At 60.3% G+C, this 17,314-nt stretch carries 14 protein-coding genes; 13 read left to right on the forward strand and 1 reads right to left on the reverse strand.

All coding sequences use genetic code 11. The annotated features are described in order from the left end of the window. Window positions 1-21: 21 nt before the first annotated feature. The gene (locus ONB25_02295; GenBank protein ID MDZ7391717.1) at window positions 22-2,235 is read right to left on the reverse strand and encodes a S9 family peptidase; all 2,214 of its coding nucleotides are present in this window, start codon (window positions 2,233-2,235) and stop codon (window positions 22-24) included. A 347-nt stretch (window positions 2,236-2,582) separates the two neighbouring features. Here ONB25_02295 and ONB25_02300 point away from each other — a divergent pair, with 347 nt between their 5' ends. From ONB25_02300 to ONB25_02360, 13 genes are all read left to right on the forward strand, one after another. Then, the gene (locus tag ONB25_02300; GenBank protein ID MDZ7391718.1) at window positions 2,583-3,068 is read left to right on the forward strand and encodes a hypothetical protein; all 486 of its coding nucleotides are present in this window, start codon (window positions 2,583-2,585) and stop codon (window positions 3,066-3,068) included. A 345-nt stretch (window positions 3,069-3,413) separates the two neighbouring features. Next, on the forward strand, window positions 3,414-4,685 hold the full coding sequence (locus tag ONB25_02305; GenBank protein ID MDZ7391719.1) for a T9SS type A sorting domain-containing protein: 1,272 nt from the start codon (window positions 3,414-3,416) through the stop codon (window positions 4,683-4,685). 404 nt (window positions 4,686-5,089) lie between these two features. After that, window positions 5,090-6,361, forward strand: a complete 1,272-nt coding sequence (locus tag ONB25_02310; protein MDZ7391720.1) for a hypothetical protein — start codon at window positions 5,090-5,092, stop codon at window positions 6,359-6,361. A gap of 24 nt (window positions 6,362-6,385) precedes the next feature. Next, on the forward strand, window positions 6,386-8,854 hold the full coding sequence (locus tag ONB25_02315; GenBank protein MDZ7391721.1) for a PP2C family protein-serine/threonine phosphatase: 2,469 nt from the start codon (window positions 6,386-6,388) through the stop codon (window positions 8,852-8,854). Between the two features lie 90 nt (window positions 8,855-8,944). Then, window positions 8,945-9,298, forward strand: coding sequence for an STAS domain-containing protein (locus ONB25_02320; GenBank protein MDZ7391722.1), 354 nt, complete (start codon window positions 8,945-8,947; stop codon window positions 9,296-9,298). A gap of 48 nt (window positions 9,299-9,346) precedes the next feature. Then, window positions 9,347-9,835, forward strand: coding sequence for an ATP-binding protein (locus ONB25_02325; GenBank protein MDZ7391723.1), 489 nt, complete (start codon window positions 9,347-9,349; stop codon window positions 9,833-9,835). Continuing rightward, window positions 9,825-11,597 carry a SpoIIE family protein phosphatase gene (locus ONB25_02330; GenBank protein ID MDZ7391724.1) on the forward strand — a complete coding sequence of 591 codons (1,773 nt, stop codon included), beginning with the start codon at window positions 9,825-9,827 and terminating at the stop codon, window positions 11,595-11,597. The genes ONB25_02325 and ONB25_02330 overlap by 11 nt, the downstream gene beginning before the upstream one ends. Window positions 11,598-11,614: 17 nt before the next feature. Then, the gene (locus tag ONB25_02335) at window positions 11,615-13,306 is read left to right on the forward strand and encodes a D-aminoacylase (GenBank protein MDZ7391725.1); all 1,692 of its coding nucleotides are present in this window, start codon (window positions 11,615-11,617) and stop codon (window positions 13,304-13,306) included. A gap of 33 nt (window positions 13,307-13,339) precedes the next feature. Further along, entirely contained in the window at window positions 13,340-13,993 is a 654-nt protein-coding gene (locus tag ONB25_02340) for a SatD family protein (GenBank protein MDZ7391726.1), read from the forward strand. Window positions 13,994-14,015: 22 nt separating this feature from the next. Next, window positions 14,016-14,399: a hypothetical protein gene (locus ONB25_02345; GenBank protein MDZ7391727.1), complete on the forward strand. Its 384-nt coding sequence runs from the start codon at window positions 14,016-14,018 to the stop codon at window positions 14,397-14,399. Between the two features lie 176 nt (window positions 14,400-14,575). Continuing rightward, window positions 14,576-15,574, forward strand: coding sequence for a mercury methylation corrinoid protein HgcA (gene hgcA, locus ONB25_02350; protein ID MDZ7391728.1), 999 nt, complete (start codon window positions 14,576-14,578; stop codon window positions 15,572-15,574). Between the two features lie 40 nt (window positions 15,575-15,614). After that, window positions 15,615-15,917: a ferredoxin family protein gene (locus ONB25_02355; protein ID MDZ7391729.1), complete on the forward strand. Its 303-nt coding sequence runs from the start codon at window positions 15,615-15,617 to the stop codon at window positions 15,915-15,917. 34 nt (window positions 15,918-15,951) lie between these two features. Beyond that, on the forward strand, window positions 15,952-17,304 hold the full coding sequence (locus ONB25_02360) for an MFS transporter (GenBank protein ID MDZ7391730.1): 1,353 nt from the start codon (window positions 15,952-15,954) through the stop codon (window positions 17,302-17,304). Window positions 17,305-17,314: the final 10 nt, after the last annotated feature.

The raw sequence follows: 17,314 nt of genomic DNA on the forward strand, positions 1-17,314 counted from the left end.
TTGTCTCCTAGTGCGTACGAACTACTCGGTTGCCTCTGTCACGTCCAGTTCCTGGCCCAGAAAGTGCCGAAACCAGAATTGCAGGTTCTGCCGGCGAGCGTGTGCCCCCTTCGCCCCTCCAATGCCGTGGCGGGCGTTGGGGTAGAGCATCAGAGAGAACTGTTTATTGAGCTCTTGTAGGCGGTCGATGAACTGAATGGTGTTTTGCATGTGCACGTTGTCGTCCATGGTGCCGTGCGTGATTAGCAGATGTCCTTTGTACTTGTCGGCGTGGGTTAGCACCGAGCCGAACGCGTAGCCCTCGGGATTTTCGGCCGGCGTGTCCATGTAGCGCTCGGTGTACACAGTGTCGTACAGCCGCCAGTCGGTGACCGAGTACTCCGCTATGCCGTGCGTGAAATAGTCGGCACCGTAGGTGAGGGCCATGCAGGTGGTGTAGCCTCCGTAGCTGCCGCCCTCGATACCGATGCGGGTGGAGTCGACGAATGGCTTCTGCCGCAACCACTTGACCGCCGCGATCAGGTCATGCATCTCCCACTTCCCTAGATTGCGGTGCATGGCGGCCACGCCCTTTTTGCCAAAGTGGCCTGAACCACGGTGATCCACGGAAATGACGATGATACCGTGTTGCGCCAAATAGTGCCAATTCAGTCGCCGGAAAGAATTGGATACCGATGGCGAAGCAGGACCTCCATAGACCTCAAAGAGCACTGGGTAGCGCCGGGCGGGGTCAAAGTCGGGGGGCAAGACCCATATCGCCGGCAGATCATACCCGTCGCCTGAGGGGATGGTGAAGAGCTCCACCTTCCCCCACGCATACTCATCCATGATCGGCAGGCGGCTGTCTCCCAGTGTGCGCACCAGCGTGCCATCGGTGCGGCGCAACTCCATCTTGGACGGGTGCGCAATGCTACTGTAGGTGTCGATAAAGTAGCTGCCCTGGGGCGAGACCGTACAGCGATGCGTGCCAGGAGAGGGGGTGAGGCGTTGGAGCCCTTTGCCATCCAGGTCTACGCGGTACAGGTGGCTCTCTACGACCCCCTTCGGCGCGCCTTGGAAGTAGACCATCCTGTTAGTTTCATCGACCACATTGATGGAGGACACCGTGAACTCACCAGCAGTCAGGCGCTTTTTCAGCTTCCCTGCCATGTCGTAATGGTAGAGGTGGTACCAGCCGTCCACGCACGAGCGGAGGAGGAATCCACTGCCGTCCTTGAAGATGTAAAGATCCTCAAAGAACTCGACCCATGAGGGCTGTTTCTCCTCGTAAACCAGTGTGGTCTTTCCAGTCGCAGGGTCGGCCGAGAGCAATTTGAGGTGGTCTTGTCCCCGGTTCATCCACTGGAAGAATAGCTGCTTCGAGTCCGGAGTCCAGAACGGCCAAGCTACATAGTGGTCCGCCTTTTCCTCAAGGTCAACCCAGACCACTTTACCCTGGTCCACGTGGGCGATGCCTAACCTTACGTAAGGATTGGGGTCTCCTGCTTTCGGATAGCGGGTGATCTCCAGCTCGCCGTGTACTCCATCGGCGCGAAACAGAGGGAAGGTGGGAACCGGGTTATCGTCGAAGCGCAGAAAGGCCACCATCTGGCTGTTTGGCGCCCACCAGAAGGCGGCGTAGCGGGAGGCCCGGCCCAGGATCTCCTCGTAATATACCCACGAGGCCCAGCCGTTGTACACGGTCTCGGAGCCGTCGGTGGTAAGCTGGTGCTCCAGCCCGGATTGGATGTCAACCACGTAAAGGTTGTTGTCGCGCGTGAAGGCAACTCGCGAACCATCCGGCGAGAATCGGGCGTTCTTCTCGGCAGCGGGGCTGGCAGTCAGGCGCTTAAAGGTACCCGTAGTGGCAGAAAAATAGTAGAGATCATCCTGTCGCTGCAACAAGAAGGCGGAGTAATCGCTGGTATGATCAATGGCTCCTTGGAGGAAGAACCCTTTGGGGAGCATGCTCTTTAGTGCAGCGTAGTCCAGAAAGACGGTGGATTCACCAGTAGCAGCATTGACTTTCATGAGGCGAGGTGCGGCCTCCTGCCCTTCGCCCTGGGTGAGACGTTCCAAGTAGTGCTCATCGTCGAGCCATCCTTCAATCCGAGGCAGCATCCCAGTCAGACGGGGTTCGGCTCCCTCGTATGCCTGACGGTATGTGAACATCTTTTTCTGGCCATCGGCAGCCTGCCCCAGGGGCTGGAGCGAGACAAGGATGAGCGCTATTAGGAGCGCAGAAGGTCTTCTCATCGGGCACCTCCGTTGTGCGTAATCCGCTCTAGGCGGTTTCCGCCTTGGATAGACGACGACCTAGACCGAGCGAGATAAGGGCCGGCGATAGTTTATGCAAATTTGCCGAAAAAATCAAGCCATTTAGCCTGGTGTTTCCAGGCGAGAACTGGTGCGCATCCTCGTGGCGATGCTCGCGTCCAAGCACAACCGCCGACGGCGTGGTTCAGCTCACGGCCCCAAATTTTCCTCTTGACAGCCGTTTTTTTTGTTATATTACAACAAAGAAAAAGCTAGGTAGAAGGCAGAATCTTCAGGACTACTGTCCTGAGGCCATTATCACTTTTGACAAGCAAGGGGAGGCAGCTATGAGCCGCCACAAGTTCATCCCGACGTGGGGGGTAACCTTGCTTGCGATTCTCCTGCTGACCGAGAAGGCGCTGGCACCCGCACCCTGCAACTCGCATACCTTCGGTGATCACGATGTCTGGGCAGTCGCCTGCGCACGCGATGAGACCCAGGAAAACAAGCCCCCCACTATCTGGTGGATGGCCATGACATCGGCACCGTGGTACGAACAATATATTAAGGTCGTCGGCGTGGTGTGGGCCACTTACGATGGGGAGAGCGACTCGGTGAACATTTGGCTTGGTGAGTCCTGGAAGGCGCCAGGAAAGGAGGTCGACATAGAGGATTCTGCAGTTAGCTACGAACCATGGAGAGCTACAATCGAGTCATATCATAGGTATGTCACCTGGGATAATCGACAGTTTGAGACTACCGAGCGCGCGACTGCTCATGCCTATTGGACGATCGAGGGCCGGCGCCCGGGCAAGGGGTCTCTGGAGCCGTAGTTGGAGGGGTGCAAAATGAGAGCTCGTCTGGTAAAAACGGGGGCCTCGGGGATAGGAATCCTCCTCTTGTGGCCATGGTGTATGGACAGGGCAGGGGCCCAACAGTGGTCTCAGCCCCAGGCGCTTTGGCAGAGGGTAGGGGTCTCAGCTCTTGAAATCTGCGAGGGGCCGGCTGGGCAGCTCCACTTGGTTTGGCGCGAAGTTGCCAGGCCTCCCATCTTCGGATCACGTCTGTGCTATTCCTACTGCTCAGAGGGGAGGTGGTCCCCGCCCTTAATCCTAAGAGAACTGCGGGACGGACAGATCGCCCCGGTAAGAATAGTTGTCAATGAGGAAGGCAAAGCCGTGCTACTTTGGAGCGAGTCCACCGGCTTCTACGTCACCAGCAAGAAGGGCTGGCGAGGATGGCCTCTGCTGGGGGGCTGGCTCGGCGATTCAGGCATAGTGCGGAGCGAGATGCTGATGAAAGAGGGGTTCTATGATGTCGGCGGTTTTGACGTGGTGGCAGCGCCAGGACAGACCCTGTACGCGTGTTGGGAGGATCTTCCCCTTGCGACCTGGCGGCTCCTTATGGTTGACAGGCTCGGCCGGTCCCTATCCACAGTGCCGTTCCCTCGCTTCGCCCTCATCAAGCCCAATCTGGGCTTTGCTCGGCGGCCAGACCTTTGGGTGGGAAAAGAGGGACGGTTGCATGCCAGCTTCGTGGGAGCAACCCGCGAGGAAGGAGGCCTACTGAAACCCCGTAACCTCCTCCGTTACGCCGAGCGTGACCCGGACACGGGCCGTTGGTCAGAGCCCCTTCTGGTATGGTCGGATTCGTCGACCTCGGCCTCGCCCTCGCAGGTGCTGGTAGGAGTAGACGGGCTCCGCCACCTGGTCTGGTTCCGCGCGTCAGAGGATTCATGGCGGGGCACGCTTCTCCATAGCTGGTCCGGCGATGGGCTGGTATGGAGCACGGCGGTAGAAGTGGCGCCCGGCCCAGAGTGGCTCTGCGATGGCAACTTTTCAGTGGTGCCCGACTATGCGGGGCGCCTGCACGCGGTGTGGGCAGGATCGAAAAATCGCGGCACCACGTACTCTTACGCGTGGTGGCAAGATGGGACCTGGCGCCCACCCCTCCGTATCCTGAGCGGCGACAGCACCAGAGGCCCAGGCGTCTACGGTTTTTGCACGGGGCCTGACAGCTGTCTGCACCTGGTATGGGTGGAGGTGACCAGACCTCCCGACCTGTGGCACCCCTTGCCGGGTACAATGCTACACAGTGTCCTGGACCTCCGTACACTGACAAGCAACGTGGAGGCACCTCCCAGTGCCACAGCAAGCGCACACCTTGCGGTGCGAGCCTATCCGAACCCTTTCAACGAGAGCGTCGTCTTCAAAGTGCCCCCCGCCGGCTCGCGGTCACTGACGCTGGCGCTGTTTGACCTGCAAGGTCGGCTGGTGCGCTCCCTCTGTTTGGAAGTCAGCTCCGCCTCGGAGATAGTCTTCCGGTGGGATGGGAAGGACGAGCGCGGCGAGCCGGTTCCGTCGGGCGTGTACTACTACCAGGTCTCCGGTTCTCATGGAGAACAGAAGCGCATGGTCCAGGCTCGGGGCAAAGTTCTGCTGGTGCGTTGATCCCGATCTTAGCCGGCATAGAGGTGGGTCGGGGACGGATCCCACTTGCCCATTTCAGAAGCCGAGCTGAGGTGTCCTCACCGGCAAAGAATCCCTGGAACCGCTCACTTGCCCGCCGGAACGTTCGTCCTTCCTGGCGGCTGTTTTCCTCCTAGCGTGTTCCCAGATTGAAGGTGGTGTGTTCACCCTGACAAGCAAGGACCAGCTGGCCTCGAAGGTCTACGTTCGCCAGATCAACAGTTCCACACTGCTTCCGGTTGCGCCCCAGTAAAGCCCTCGAATTTTCCTTGACTTCCTGCCGATAATTCTTTACCTTTCAAGTCAGACGAAGCGGCTTTGTCTTTGTCCCGAGTGGAAACAAGGACTAAGGTCCTGCGTATGAAGGTGATGTTGCAGTAGCTCCTATGCCAAAACGGGTCGTGCCATGGGTGATTCTGCTGGCAGCGCTTCTGCTGGGTGCCTGTGAGGACCGCAAGCGACTAAATCCACTGGACCCACTCAACCCTTCGACCAAGGGGAGGCCGACAGGGGTTGCCGTGGTATCGGAGGGTCACGAGGTGACTCTACGCTGGGATGAGGTGGACGTAGAAGGTCTGGTTGGTTACCGTGTCTTCAGGAGGGTAGCGCCAGAAAGCATGGTCGCGCCAGTGGCACTTGCGCCTTCCGCCACTTATCGCGATGTGGACCGTCCCTATGGAGTTCGGCATGAATACTGCACCTCTGTGGTGACTGCTGACTATGAGACACCGTGTTCTGAGGCAGTCTCTATTGTCCCGGGGCCTACCTATTGCTGGGTGGCGAGCGCCTATGAGGGCACTGTGGTGCGATTGACCCACGACCGACGCCACGAGCTTCTCCGCTACAGTGGCATGGCTTATCCCTGGATTGTGGAGCCGGACCCGGTGACCGGAAGTGTGTGGGTAGTGGATGCCATTTATGGCACGGTCACGGAAATCAGCACCTCGGGCAGCGAGCGGGTGAGGTTGGGCTGGTTGCGGCAACCCAATGACATAGCCCTTGACCATCGCCGGCGCTTCTTGTGGGTCCTGGAGCAGAGCAAGACAGACAGTGCGGTTGTACACAAGTTTGCCACAGACGGGAACCTGGTGCTGAGCAGCGAAGGGTTTGTGCGCCCCTCGCGTCTGGCCGTGGACATTAACACCGGGGCATGCTTTGTGGCGGATTTGGGTGCGCGCAAGGTTATGCGAGTGAGTGCCAACGGGCGGGTGAGTGAGGCGGCCGTGGAGCTTGTGGCGCCCACTGGGTTAGCCTGCGATTGCTACCATGGGAACCTATGGGTTGCTGACGCAACGCAGGTGCTGGTTATCTCGTTGCGCTCCGGAGCCGTAGCCCATGCCGAAGGACCATTCCTGCGTGCATACACACTCGCGGCGAATGACTCCACGGGCGAATGCTGGGTCGTGGACTTGGGGTCACCCCATGGTCAGGCACAGGTGGTACGCTTGCGCCCGGATGGAACCAGGGTGGCCAGTTATGGTCCCTTTGTGCAGCCGTATGGGGTGGCTGTGAATATCTATGATGCCTCCTGCATCGTGGCGGACACCGGGGCAGACAGGCTGGTGGAGATTAGTGCTGATGGCTTGACCACGGAGCTTCCAGTTCGCGTGGTCCGACCGTGGGACGTCGTAATAGAGAATCACTTCCCGCTCCACTAGGGAGCAGCTTGCCAAGAGCATTCCATGGACAGACGCCAGCGAAGTAAGCAGCTTCTGTTTGACATCGGCCTGGCAATTGCCGCTGCCGGCGCGGTGGCCGTCTTGTTGGTGTGGGCAGCCGAGATTTTCCCGTGGGGCGGTTGGGTGGCCCGACTTTCGCCGGGCGAGGTGGAGCAGGTGGCTCGCCAAGCGGTAGCGGAGCTGGAAGTGGACATTACCCGCTATCGCCATCGTCTCACTTATCGCACGGACCCCATCCAGATCCGTTACCTTGCGGAGCGATTCGGCACTGCGCGTGCCAACCGTTTCGCAAGGGGCTGGATTCCCGTTCATTACTGGCAAGTGGAGTGGTCACCACCGGGTCGTATTGAACAGATGGTGTTCGGTCTCGGTCAGAGACCTTCGTCCTTAGCGGAGGCCAGGGACTGGCCGGTCCGCGCCGTGCAGGTGCGCGTGACCGACGATGGCCGTGTGCTTGCTTGCCGCGCCAGTTATGCCCCAGCAACCCCGGGGGGAAGCATGGAACAGGGGGAGGCAGAGCGCCTTGCAGTCTCCGTGGCTAGCGCGAAACTTGGCGCCCAGTGGGGGAGCTTCGGGGACCAGGAAGTCAGCACCCGCCATGCCGAGCGCCGCTTGGATTACACGTTTCGCTGGCGTGAGCGCGAAAGGCCGGCCGGGGAGCAGGTGGAGTTCTTTGTCGAACTCGCGGGCGAAAAGCTGGCCGGCTACGGGTGGGAGTACAAGGTCCCACCTGCTTATGCGGAGACCCCCACCTTGGCACGCGCAACATGGGTGCCGGCGCTCTTGCTCTACCTGGGCATGACGGTCCTCGTTCTCTTCGTATTGATCAAGAAGCTGCGTGCCGACGAGATAACATTCCGGGCGGGTCTGCCTTTCGCCTTACTGGGCGCATCCGCCCTGTCCCTCCGCTTCGTCCTGGCTCAGCACGAGCAGTGGCTGGTTGAGGTGGGGGTGGCGTTGGTGCTCTTGGTCCCCCTGGATATGTTGCTACTATTGGTGCTGGTTTCCACCGCGGATTCCACCGCCCGGGAGGTGTGGCCGGATAAACTCTTGTCCCTTGATGCACTGCGCGCCGGGCGCATTGCCCACCGCCGGTTTGGGCTGGCGATGGCCCGGGGTGTGGCGGTCGGCCTAACCGCAGCCGGGTTGGCCACTGCGCTTTTCAAGCTCGCCAGCCTGGTCACACGCTTTTACTTCCATGAGCTTCCCTTGACAAACAACGAGATCACGGCGCGCCTGCCCGCCCTGTACTCCTTCGCAGTCCTGCTATCCAACGTGCTGTTTGTGGCATTCGCTTTGGTGCTGTTTCTTCCTTCGTTCTTGGCCAGATACAGTTCAGACCGGTGGCGCATCGGCCTGCTAGGAACAGTGCTGTGGGCGGTAGGAGCGCTGGGCGATGGCCCGTTTGCTGTGTGGCCGCTGTGGCTGGCACTGGTGGTGAAGGTGGCTGTGGCAGGTGTCATTCTTGCCGCCTTTTTCTGCTCTGATTTCCTCACCGCTGCCATTGGTTTCCTGAGCTGCGGCGTGGCGCTCAAAGGGTTATCTCTTGCCACGGCCGGTAACATGGCCGTGCGCGAGAATGGAATTGCGCTGTTGCTTCTGCTGCCGCTCATGGCCGTGATAGGACTGGTGGCGAGCCGCCGCAAGGCCGCGGAGGGGGAACCGTCGCTCCTGGCCCCTGCTTATGTGCGGCGCCTCAACGAACGTTTGCGTCTGCAGCGCGAGTTGGATGTGGCTCGGCGCGTGCAGCTCAGCTTCTTGCCGCGCGCGCTGCCGCAGGTGCCAGGTTTGGAGATCGCCTCATCGTGCGTCCCGGCCAATGAGGTGGGAGGCGACTACTACGACTTTGTCGTGTTGGGTCCGGAACAGTTGGGCGTGGCGGTGGGCGATGTCTCTGGAAAAGGGATCTCGGCTGCTTTCTACATGACCCTCACCAAGGGTTTTTTCCGTTCTCAAGCCCGGGCGGCGAGGAGGCCGAGGGAAGTGCTCATCCGCGTCAATGAGCTCTTTTGCGAGAATGCCGAGCGGGGCCATTTTGTCAGCATGGTCTATGCGGTTTTTGATACTGGGCGCGGTCTGCTGCGCCTTGCCCGCGCCGGGCATAATCCTGTAGTGGTAGGGAGCCCCAGACGAAACCAAGCGGAGGTGCTGTGTCCACCAGGCATAGCTTTGGGTTTGACCAGTGGCCCCCTCTTCGCCCAGGTGATCGAGGAGGTGGAACTTGTCCTTCACCCCGGTGACTGTTTTGTCTTTTACACCGACGGCTACACTGAGGCGATGGATAGGCGCAATGAGGAGTTCGGCGAGGAGCGACTGTGGGCGCTTGTGGCTGAACAGGCGCGGGCCTCGGCACACGAGGCGGTGCAGGTTATCGAGCGACGCGTGCGCTCCTTCATGGGCGGTATGCCCCGCCACGACGACATGACCATCGTGGTGGTCAAAGTGCGCGAACAAAGGTTCCACCCCCGGTAATCCCGGACAGCCCGATGGGGGAGCTCAGTGCAGGTGTTTACCACCCAGGGGTGAGCTGGCACGGTCGTTTCACGCAGGGAGGTATTTCGCATGGAAGGTTTTCAGGTGCGACGTAAAGATGATGGTCCCATTTCCACCCTCTATCTGCAAGGATACCTGGATGCTCACACTGCCCCCAGATTGGAAGAAGCACTCCAGCAATTGGTAGACCAGGGGCGCTACAAGATCATCGTCAATTTCACCGACCTGGCCTACATCAGCAGCGCAGGCTTGGGGGTGTTCATGGGCTTCATCGAGATGATTCGCGCCCACCAGGGGGACATCAAGTTGACCAACATGAGCGACAAGATCTTTCGCGTATTCGACCTGCTCGGCTTTCCCACCCTGTATGACATATTCAAGGATGAGACGGAGGCTCAGCGCAAGTTCAGTGAGCAGTCGTAGCGTCCAGGCGCAGACGACCGCAGGTCCAACAAACCAATGGTGAACACCGTGCAACGAGCAGTGAAACGATATCGCCTTCGCCTCCTGAGCCAGACCGAGAACCTGGAGATCATCCGCAATTTCGTCGGGCACATCGCCAGGCGCGTCGGCTTCGATGATGAGGACGCCACCAAGATCGAGATGGCAGTGGACGAGGCATGCTCCAACGTGATCAAGCACGCCTACGAGCGCGACGCGCACAAGCCCATGGACATCGTTGTCAAAATCGATTATGACAAACTCACGGTTGTGGTGACAGATCACGGCAAGGGCTTTGACCCTTCTTCCATCAAGATGCCAGACATGAAAGAGTACCTGGCTGAGCTGCGCGTGGGAGGATTGGGAATCTACCTCATGCGTACCCTGATGGACGAGGTGAGCTTTGACATCAAGCCGGGAGTGCGCAATCAGGTGCGCATGGTGAAGTATTTCATAAAGCGCAATTCCCCCGGAGCGCACGGCGGTGCTCTCAAGAAGGCAAGAAAAAGTGGACGCTAAGCGCAAAACTCCTGCCGACACGGACGAGAGCATCGCGCGGCAGCTAGACGCCCGCCTGGTGGAGCTGCAGGCACTGTTTGAGATGAGCCAGGTGCTCAACTCCTCCCTGAATCTCAAGACCATCCTGGATAACCTGCTCCTGACGCCCATGGGAAGGCTGATGATCAGCAAGGGGATGGCCCTGATCGCTGACGGCCATGGACGATGCACAGTGCAGACCGTCAAGGGGATGCCACGCGAGCTGATGGGCAAAATGGTGGAAATGGAGATCCCGGCGGCCGGTCCCACACTCCTCGACGAAGGTTACGCCTCGCAACTCCCGGCCTATGACTTTTTTCGGCAGCACGGGATTCAATTGCTGGTGCCGCTGGTCAGTAGTACCCGCACCGCGGGCATGGTCTGCTTCGGCCCGAAAATCACCAACGCGCCCTACACGGCTGCAGAGTTAGAGTTCCTGGGGTCGCTGTCCAATATTGCGGCCACGGCAGTCGAAAACGGCCTCATTGTGGAAGAGCTGCGGCAAGTGAACCGCGCGCTGGACAAGAAGATTCAGGAGCTGAACACACTTTTTGACATTGGCAAAGAGCTCACCGCCACCCTGGACAGAGACAAGATCGTGGCGCTGCTCAGTTATGCGGTGATGGGTGAACTCATGGTGAACCGCTGCGCGGTGTTCGTGCGCCAGAGGGATCGCATGGAGATGGTAGCAGACCGCGGCGGGGGGGCGTCAGAGCTGTCCATCCACTGCCAGGAAGGGAGCCCCGTATTGCGCCGACTGTGCGCGGCCGAAAAGCCATTCCTTGTGGAGGAGTGTCAGGAACCTGAGGTTCGCGATGCTTTGGAAAAGCTTGGGTTAGCGCTGGTTGCGCCGATGCGCGTGAACGATGAGACGAAGGGCCTGCTCGTCGTGGGGAAGAAGCTCAACGACGTGCCCTTCTCAACTCATGACATCGAGTTCGTCAGTACCTTGGGCAACTATGCGATGATCTGTCTGGAGAACGCACGGCTCTTCCAGGAGGCTCTGGAAAAGCAGCGCATGGAAGAGGAGCTGGCAATCGCCAAGCAGATTCAACAGCGGCTCCTACCGGCCCATACACCGGTTCTCCCCGGCTTTGACCTGGCGGGCATGAACGTCTCTTCGCGCGAGGTAGGGGGCGATTACTACGACTGGATTCTGTTTGACCAACGCCATTGCGGGCTTGCCATCGCCGACGTGTCGGGCAAGGGCGCCCCAGCAGCGCTCCTGATGGCCAATTTGCAGGCGACTCTTAGGGCCCTGGCCGTTGCGCATGGTAATGTGGCCGAAATGGTCGGAAAGATGAACCACCTGGTTCACGCCAGCACTGACTTGAGTAAGTTCATCACCTTTTTCTACGGCGAATTGGACCTGGAGGAGAAGCGCCTGACCTACTGCAACGCGGGGCACAATCCGCCATTGCTGCTTCGCGCTAACGGGCAGTTGCAGACGCTCGAGGAGGGCGGCCTGATTCTTGGGATGATGCGCGATGTGTCCTATGAGGCGGGCACAGTATCGCTGTACCCCGGCGATGTCTTGCTTATGTACACTGACGGCGTCAGTGAGGCACTTAACGGGGCAGAGGAGGAATATGGCGAGGAGCGCCTTGTCTCGGTTCTTCGTGAATGTCGGGCCTTGCCAGCGGCGGGGATCATGGCTTGCATCCATGAACACGTCACCGCTTTCTGCGGAGATGCGCCTCAGAGCGACGATTTGACCATGGTGGTATTAAAGGTCCTGGGATAGCGAATGGAGAGAGCGTGATGGAGGACTTTTCTCGGCGCGAATTCCTCCGTGCGGCTGCATGGACGGTGGGGCTCGTCGGGGCCACGGGCGCCGCAGGAACGTGGCTGCCCAGCTGCACTCGCAAGCAGTACGACCTAATCATCAGAGGCGGTCGGGTCTATGACGGGCGTGGCGGGCCGCCTGTTGTGGGCGACGTCGGGATCCGTGGCGAACGGATTGCTGCGGTTGGTGACCTCTCCCATGCCTCGGCCGGCATGGTGCTTGAGGCGCGTGGCCTCGCGGTGACTCCCGGCTTCATCGACGTCCACAGCCACACCGACGTGGGGCTGCTGGTCAATCCCAAGGCGGAGAGCAAGATCCGCCAAGGGGTCACTACCGAGATAGCTGGCAATTGCGGCGCCAGTCCGTTCCCGTTGTACGGGAAGGGGGCCGAGCGCAACAGGGAGGAGCTGCGTCAGGAGTTCGAGGTTGAGGCTGAATGGGAGGACGCCGAGGGTTTTCTGCGCAGGCTGGAGCAGAAAAAGATCGCGCTGAACTACGCGACGCTTGTAGGCCACAGCAGCATCCGCGAAGCGGTGATGGGGGTGGACAACCGTCCCCCCACGACCGGCGAGCTGGAGGCGATGAAGAGGGAAGTGGCAAGGGCAATGGAGCAGGGAGCCCTTGGCTTGAGCACAGGGCTGGAGTACACCCCGGGCTGTTTCGCCAGCACCGCCGAGATTGTGGAGCTGTGTAAAGTGGTGAGGAAGTACGGTGGGCTCTACGCTACGCACATGCGCAACGAGGATGTGCGGGTGGAGGAAGCCCTCGAGGAGGCCATCCAAATTGCGCAGCAGGCGGACGTGCCCCTCCAAGTGTCGCACCTCAAGGCCTGCCAGCAGCGAAACTGGCACAAAACACCCCGTCTTTTGGAGCGCTTGGAGCAGATGAGCCGGCAGGGCTTGCGGGTTCATTGTGACCGGTACCCTTACACCGCCTACGGTACCACCTTGAAGCTGATGTTTCCCATGTGGGCGCGGGAAGGGAGCGACGAGGATTTCGTGGCCCGATTGCACAACGATGCCCAGTGGGAGGAGATGCACAGGCACCTGGAAGAGCGGGTGGCAGCCCTGGGCTCCTGGGACCGTGTGCTCATCACCAAGGTAGGAGGCGAGGGAAACCCTGCGGCGCAAGGGAAAACGGTCCAGCAGCTTGCAGAGGAGAGCGGTGCGGACCCGTGCCAGGTGGTGCGCCAGCTCTTGATCGAGGCGCAAGGGAAGGTGGCCATGTGCGGGTTCGCGATGAGCGAAGAAAACACCGAGCGAGTCCTCGCTTTCCCTTTGACCATGGTGGGCTCTGACGGGGAAGCGGTCGCCCCATACGGCATTCTGGGCAAAGGAAATCCGCATCCGCGTTTCTATGGTACGTTTCCCAGGTACTTTGGCTACTACGTGCGCGAGCGCGGCATACTCCCATTGGAAGAGGCTGTGCGCAGGGTGACGTCGCTTCCTGCTCAGGTGTTCGGCCTCCAAGACCGAGGTGTGCTGGCCAAAGGGGCTTATGCGGATATTGTCGTCTTTGATCCGCGTCAGATTAGAGATCGGGCGACTTTCACCGAGCCGCACCAGTACCCGGTGGGCGTTGTCCACGTGGTGGTGAACGGGCGCCTGGTCATCTACAACGAGGAACACACAGGTTGCTTACCCGGGCGGGTCCTGCGCCGGGCATGAGTGGGGTCATGTCAACGGAGTCCGGAGGAAGCAATGGAGCACTGTGTCATTATTGGCGACGTGCAGCGGTCGCGGCAACTGGAAAACTGGCCTGAGGTTTTCCAAGCACTCAACGGAGCGCTGGAAGGGGTGAACACGCGCTTTGCCAGCGATCTGTTGCTGCCATTTCGCCCCACGGTGGGCGATGAGTTCCAGGGAGCGCTGCAGGATGCGACCAATGCCTATGCGGTGTGCCTCTACCTCCGCGTTACCACACCAGCGTCTTTGTACTGCGGGGTGGGAGTGGGGGAGGTGGAAAGGCTGGCCCATGAGGAAGGGGGGATGCGCGGTACCGCGTTCTATCGCGCCCGCGAAGCCCTGAACGCATGCAAGCGGCAGCAGCGGACCATCCTCCTCCGGGCGGACGAGAGCCGCACACAGGGAGTGGAGGTCGTCAATGCCCTGCTCGGTCTCATCCAAGCGCTGGAGGAGCGATGGACCATCCGGCAGCGGGAGATGGCTCGCTTCTACCGCATGCACCCGGAGTTGACGTACGAAGAAGTAGGCCGGCACTTTGGTGTGTCCAAACAGGCAGTCTCGCAGGTCCTCCGCGGGGCAAAATGGGACGCTTTGTTAGAGGGCGAACGGACGGTGAACGCCTTGCTGGCGCGCCTGACCGTTCGTCAAGCACCAGGCCTTGATATTTGAAAGTAAAGGACTCATGCTTGACATGTGGCTCGCGCGCGTTCTTGCTCAGGGGGTAGTCTGTGTGCTCGGCTACTGCCTTGCCGTCTACGTGGGGCATTACGTTGTGCTGGCGGTTCTCCGTCGGCTCCGGGTGTGGGCGCGGGGTGGCGTGCCGGGAGCCGGAGCGCTGATCGGCGCGCTGGAGCGGGCCATGACCATCACCTTTGTCCTTCTCGGTCAATACACAGCCCTTGGTCTGATACTGACGGCAAAGTCCATAACGAGGTTCGAGAAGCTCAAGGATCGCCGTTTCGCCGAGTACTACCTGGTGGGAACACTGGCGAGTATGCTCTGGGCTATTCTCGTTGGTCTGGCTACCCGCTGGGCGTGCTATGAAGGGGTGAGCCTCCTCCCGTGGTTTCAATGAGCCCGGGTGGCGTGGCTTCGGGTGGCTGGGAATTACTTTCACAGGGTGAGGTCACGAGGGCGGAAAAGCAACCTCGGTGGCCCAAGGTGACAGCTCACTGATATGCGACGGGGCTCGGCGGTAGATGCCGGGGCCAATGAGACGTGTTAGGCAGACTTCTCGCACGATAGACGCGGATGAAAAGAGAGCATTCAGAGCAGACCTCGATACACACGACTACTAGCACCATCTCCTGGGCCAATCGTCTGGACCACGTTGTGGCTCGATTAGGTGTGCGTCGGCGCGCGCATCGGGTGGAACCAGGTCTTTATGCGCTGGGTTCACCAACTGCGCAGTCGCCCGTGCTGGTGACAGCTAACTACACCCTGAGCTTCGACGCCTTGCGCTCCGCACTGCGGGGAAGAGACGCCTACATTCTGGTGCTGGATACCGAAGGCATCAACGTGTGGTGCGCGGCGGGCAAGGGAACCTTTGGCACGGAGGAGCTGGTGAGGCGCATTCTCGCCACCAATTTGGCCCGGGTGGTGAGCCATCGCCGGGTAATCGTGCCCCAGCTTGGCGCCAGTGGTGTCGCCGCCCATCTCGTGGCAGAAGTGGCTGGCTTTACTGTGGAGTTCGGCCCGGTGCGCGCCGCAGATTTGCCGACGTATCTCGACACAGGGCGGGCCACACCCGAAATGCGGCGCGTGCGGTTTGCGCTGCGCGACCGCCTGGTGCTTATCCCTGTGGAATTCGTCCACTCCCTTGTGCCCATGATAGTGGCCGCGGTCATTTTGTGGTTTGCGGGAGGATGGCTTCCAGCGCTTGCGGCCCCGATAGCAGTCGTGGCGGGCACGGTGCTCTTCCCCACCTTGTTGCCGTGGCTGCCGACGCCCAATTTCAGCACCAAGGGCTTCGTGTTAGGCCTGCTGGCCTGGCTGCCATTGGCCTTGGCCCTTGTTTTGGCAAAGAGCGGCGTGAGTTCTCCAGCAGGGAGATGGGCCTGGGTGGGCATCACCGCCTTGGGCGTCCCCGCCGTCGTTGCCTTCTTGGGCTTGAACTTCACCGGGGCCACCCCAGTCACGTCACGAAGTGGGGTGGAACGGGAGATCCTTCGTTACGTACCCTTGATGGCCGGCATGGGGGTTATCTCCCTCGTCGGAATCGTGACTATGGCTATTTTGCGAGTGGCATGAAGGCAAATTTACAAAGGACACACGTCAAGTCGGAGATCGGATGTTAGACAGCGTTCACACTTCAACGACGTTGCGGTATGACCCCTCTTTGTGCACCGGGTGCGGGATGTGCTCTTTGGTCTGTCCGCACGCGGTGTTTGTGCAGAGGGATGGCCTTGCTGAACTCGCGCACCCTGAACGCTGCATCGAATGCGGCGCCTGCCAGCTCAACTGTGTGGCCGGTGCCATTGAGGTACGAGCTGGGGTCGGGTGTGCTGTGGCGCTGATGTGGGAGGCCCTCTTCGGCAAGAAACATGGCTCGTGTGGCTGTGGTCAACAGCCGATGTGTTGCTGCCCCTCTTAGGGAGGCGGAGAAACGCGGCTCTGAGGGACGGTGAGTGGTGCAGCGTTTTGGCGAGACAGGCCGAGTGGTGCGCAAACCAGGTACCGGGGCAGGTTTTGTGTTGCGGGCCTTGCGCCATCGCAACTTCCGGCTGTATTTTGCCGGGCAAGGGGTCTCTTTGATCGGCACCTGGCTGCAACAAACGGCAATGGGATGGCTGGTTTATAGGCTCACTAATTCTGCCTTTCTGCTGGGGGTGGTGGGCTTCACCGGACTCGTACCGGCGTTTGTGTTCACCCCTCTGGCCGGGGTGTTGGCCGATCGCTTCGACCGGCGCAAGCTCTTGATTCTCACGCAGCTGTTGGCGATGGTCCAGGCGCTGACCCTGGGAGCACTCGCGCTGACTGGAGTGGTGGCATTCTGGCAGATCGTACCCTTGAGCGTCTTTCTCGGCGTCGTGAATGCGTTGGATGCCCCCGTTCGCCAGGCCTTTGTGCTGGACATGGTGGAGCGCCGGGAGGATTTGGGCAATGCCATTGCGCTCAACTCCTCCATGTTCAATGGGGCCAGGCTGGTTGGACCGTCGCTTGCCGGGATGTTGATTGCCGCAACTGGCGAGGGGCTCTGTTTCGTCATCAACGGTTTGAGCTATCTGGCCGTGGTCGGGGCGTTGCTGCTGATGCGGACTCAAAGACAACGAGGCACAGAGCGTGCTTTGCCTGTGCTGCGCGAAATGCGCGAGGGGATACACTATGCGGCGCACAGTGAGCCTATCAGGGCGCTTTTGCTCTACATCAGTGTGGTGAGCCTGGTGGGGATGCCGTACCTGGTGCTCATGCCCGTGTTCGCGCGCGATATCCTGCATGGCGGGCCGCACACGTTGGGGTTTCTGATGGCCTCCGCCGGACTAGGGGCTCTTGCCGGAGCGCTCACCTTGGCTGCCCGCTCCACGGTGGTGGGCCTTGGGCGCTGGATTGTTCGTGCCACCTGTGCCTTTGGCCTCGGACTGATGAGCTTCGGCCTGTCCCGCGCGGTCTGGCTTTCCTACGCGCTCCTGGCCCTCACCGGCTTCGGCATGATGGTGAGCATGGCCTCGTGCAACACCATGTTGCAGACCATCGCCGAAGACGATAAGCGGGGGAGAGTCATGAGCCTTTACACAATGGCGTTCATGGGGATGATGCCCTTTGGCAACCTGCTGTCTGGAGCGCTGGCAAGCAAGGTGGGAGCCCCTGCCACACTGGTGCTCTGCGGAGGCGTCTGCATGGCGCTAGCGGCTGTGTCGCTGCGGCAGTTGCCCCGTCTGCGCAAGGGTATCCAGCCAATCTATGCTCGGCTTGGTCTTGCCGCAGAGGGTGCTCCATTGCCGCACCAGCCGGTGACCTCGTCTGGTCCACGGGGACAATAGGAGGTGACGT

The sequence above is a fragment of the candidate division KSB1 bacterium genome (assembly GCA_034506335.1).
GTDB lineage: Bacteria > Zhuqueibacterota > Zhuqueibacteria > JANLFK01 > Oleimicrobiaceae > Oleimicrobium.

Bases quoted from the DNA above. Each gene is read 5' to 3' on its own strand.
- ONB25_02295 (MDZ7391717.1), bottom strand. From the start codon at position 2,235: ATGAGAAGACCTTCTGCGCTCCTAATAGCGCTCATCCTTGTCTCGCTC.
- ONB25_02300 (MDZ7391718.1), top strand. From the start codon at position 2,583: ATGAGCCGCCACAAGTTCATCCCGACGTGGGGGGTAACCTTGCTTGCG.
- ONB25_02310 (MDZ7391720.1), top strand. From the start codon at position 5,090: ATGCCAAAACGGGTCGTGCCATGGGTGATTCTGCTGGCAGCGCTTCTG.
- ONB25_02315 (MDZ7391721.1), top strand. From the start codon at position 6,386: ATGGACAGACGCCAGCGAAGTAAGCAGCTTCTGTTTGACATCGGCCTG.
- ONB25_02320 (MDZ7391722.1), top strand. From the start codon at position 8,945: ATGGAAGGTTTTCAGGTGCGACGTAAAGATGATGGTCCCATTTCCACC.
- ONB25_02335 (MDZ7391725.1), top strand. From the start codon at position 11,615: ATGGAGGACTTTTCTCGGCGCGAATTCCTCCGTGCGGCTGCATGGACG.
- ONB25_02340 (MDZ7391726.1), top strand. From the start codon at position 13,340: ATGGAGCACTGTGTCATTATTGGCGACGTGCAGCGGTCGCGGCAACTG.
- ONB25_02345 (MDZ7391727.1), top strand. From the start codon at position 14,016: ATGTGGCTCGCGCGCGTTCTTGCTCAGGGGGTAGTCTGTGTGCTCGGC.
- hgcA (MDZ7391728.1), top strand. From the start codon at position 14,576: ATGAAAAGAGAGCATTCAGAGCAGACCTCGATACACACGACTACTAGC.
- ONB25_02355 (MDZ7391729.1), top strand. From the start codon at position 15,615: ATGTTAGACAGCGTTCACACTTCAACGACGTTGCGGTATGACCCCTCT.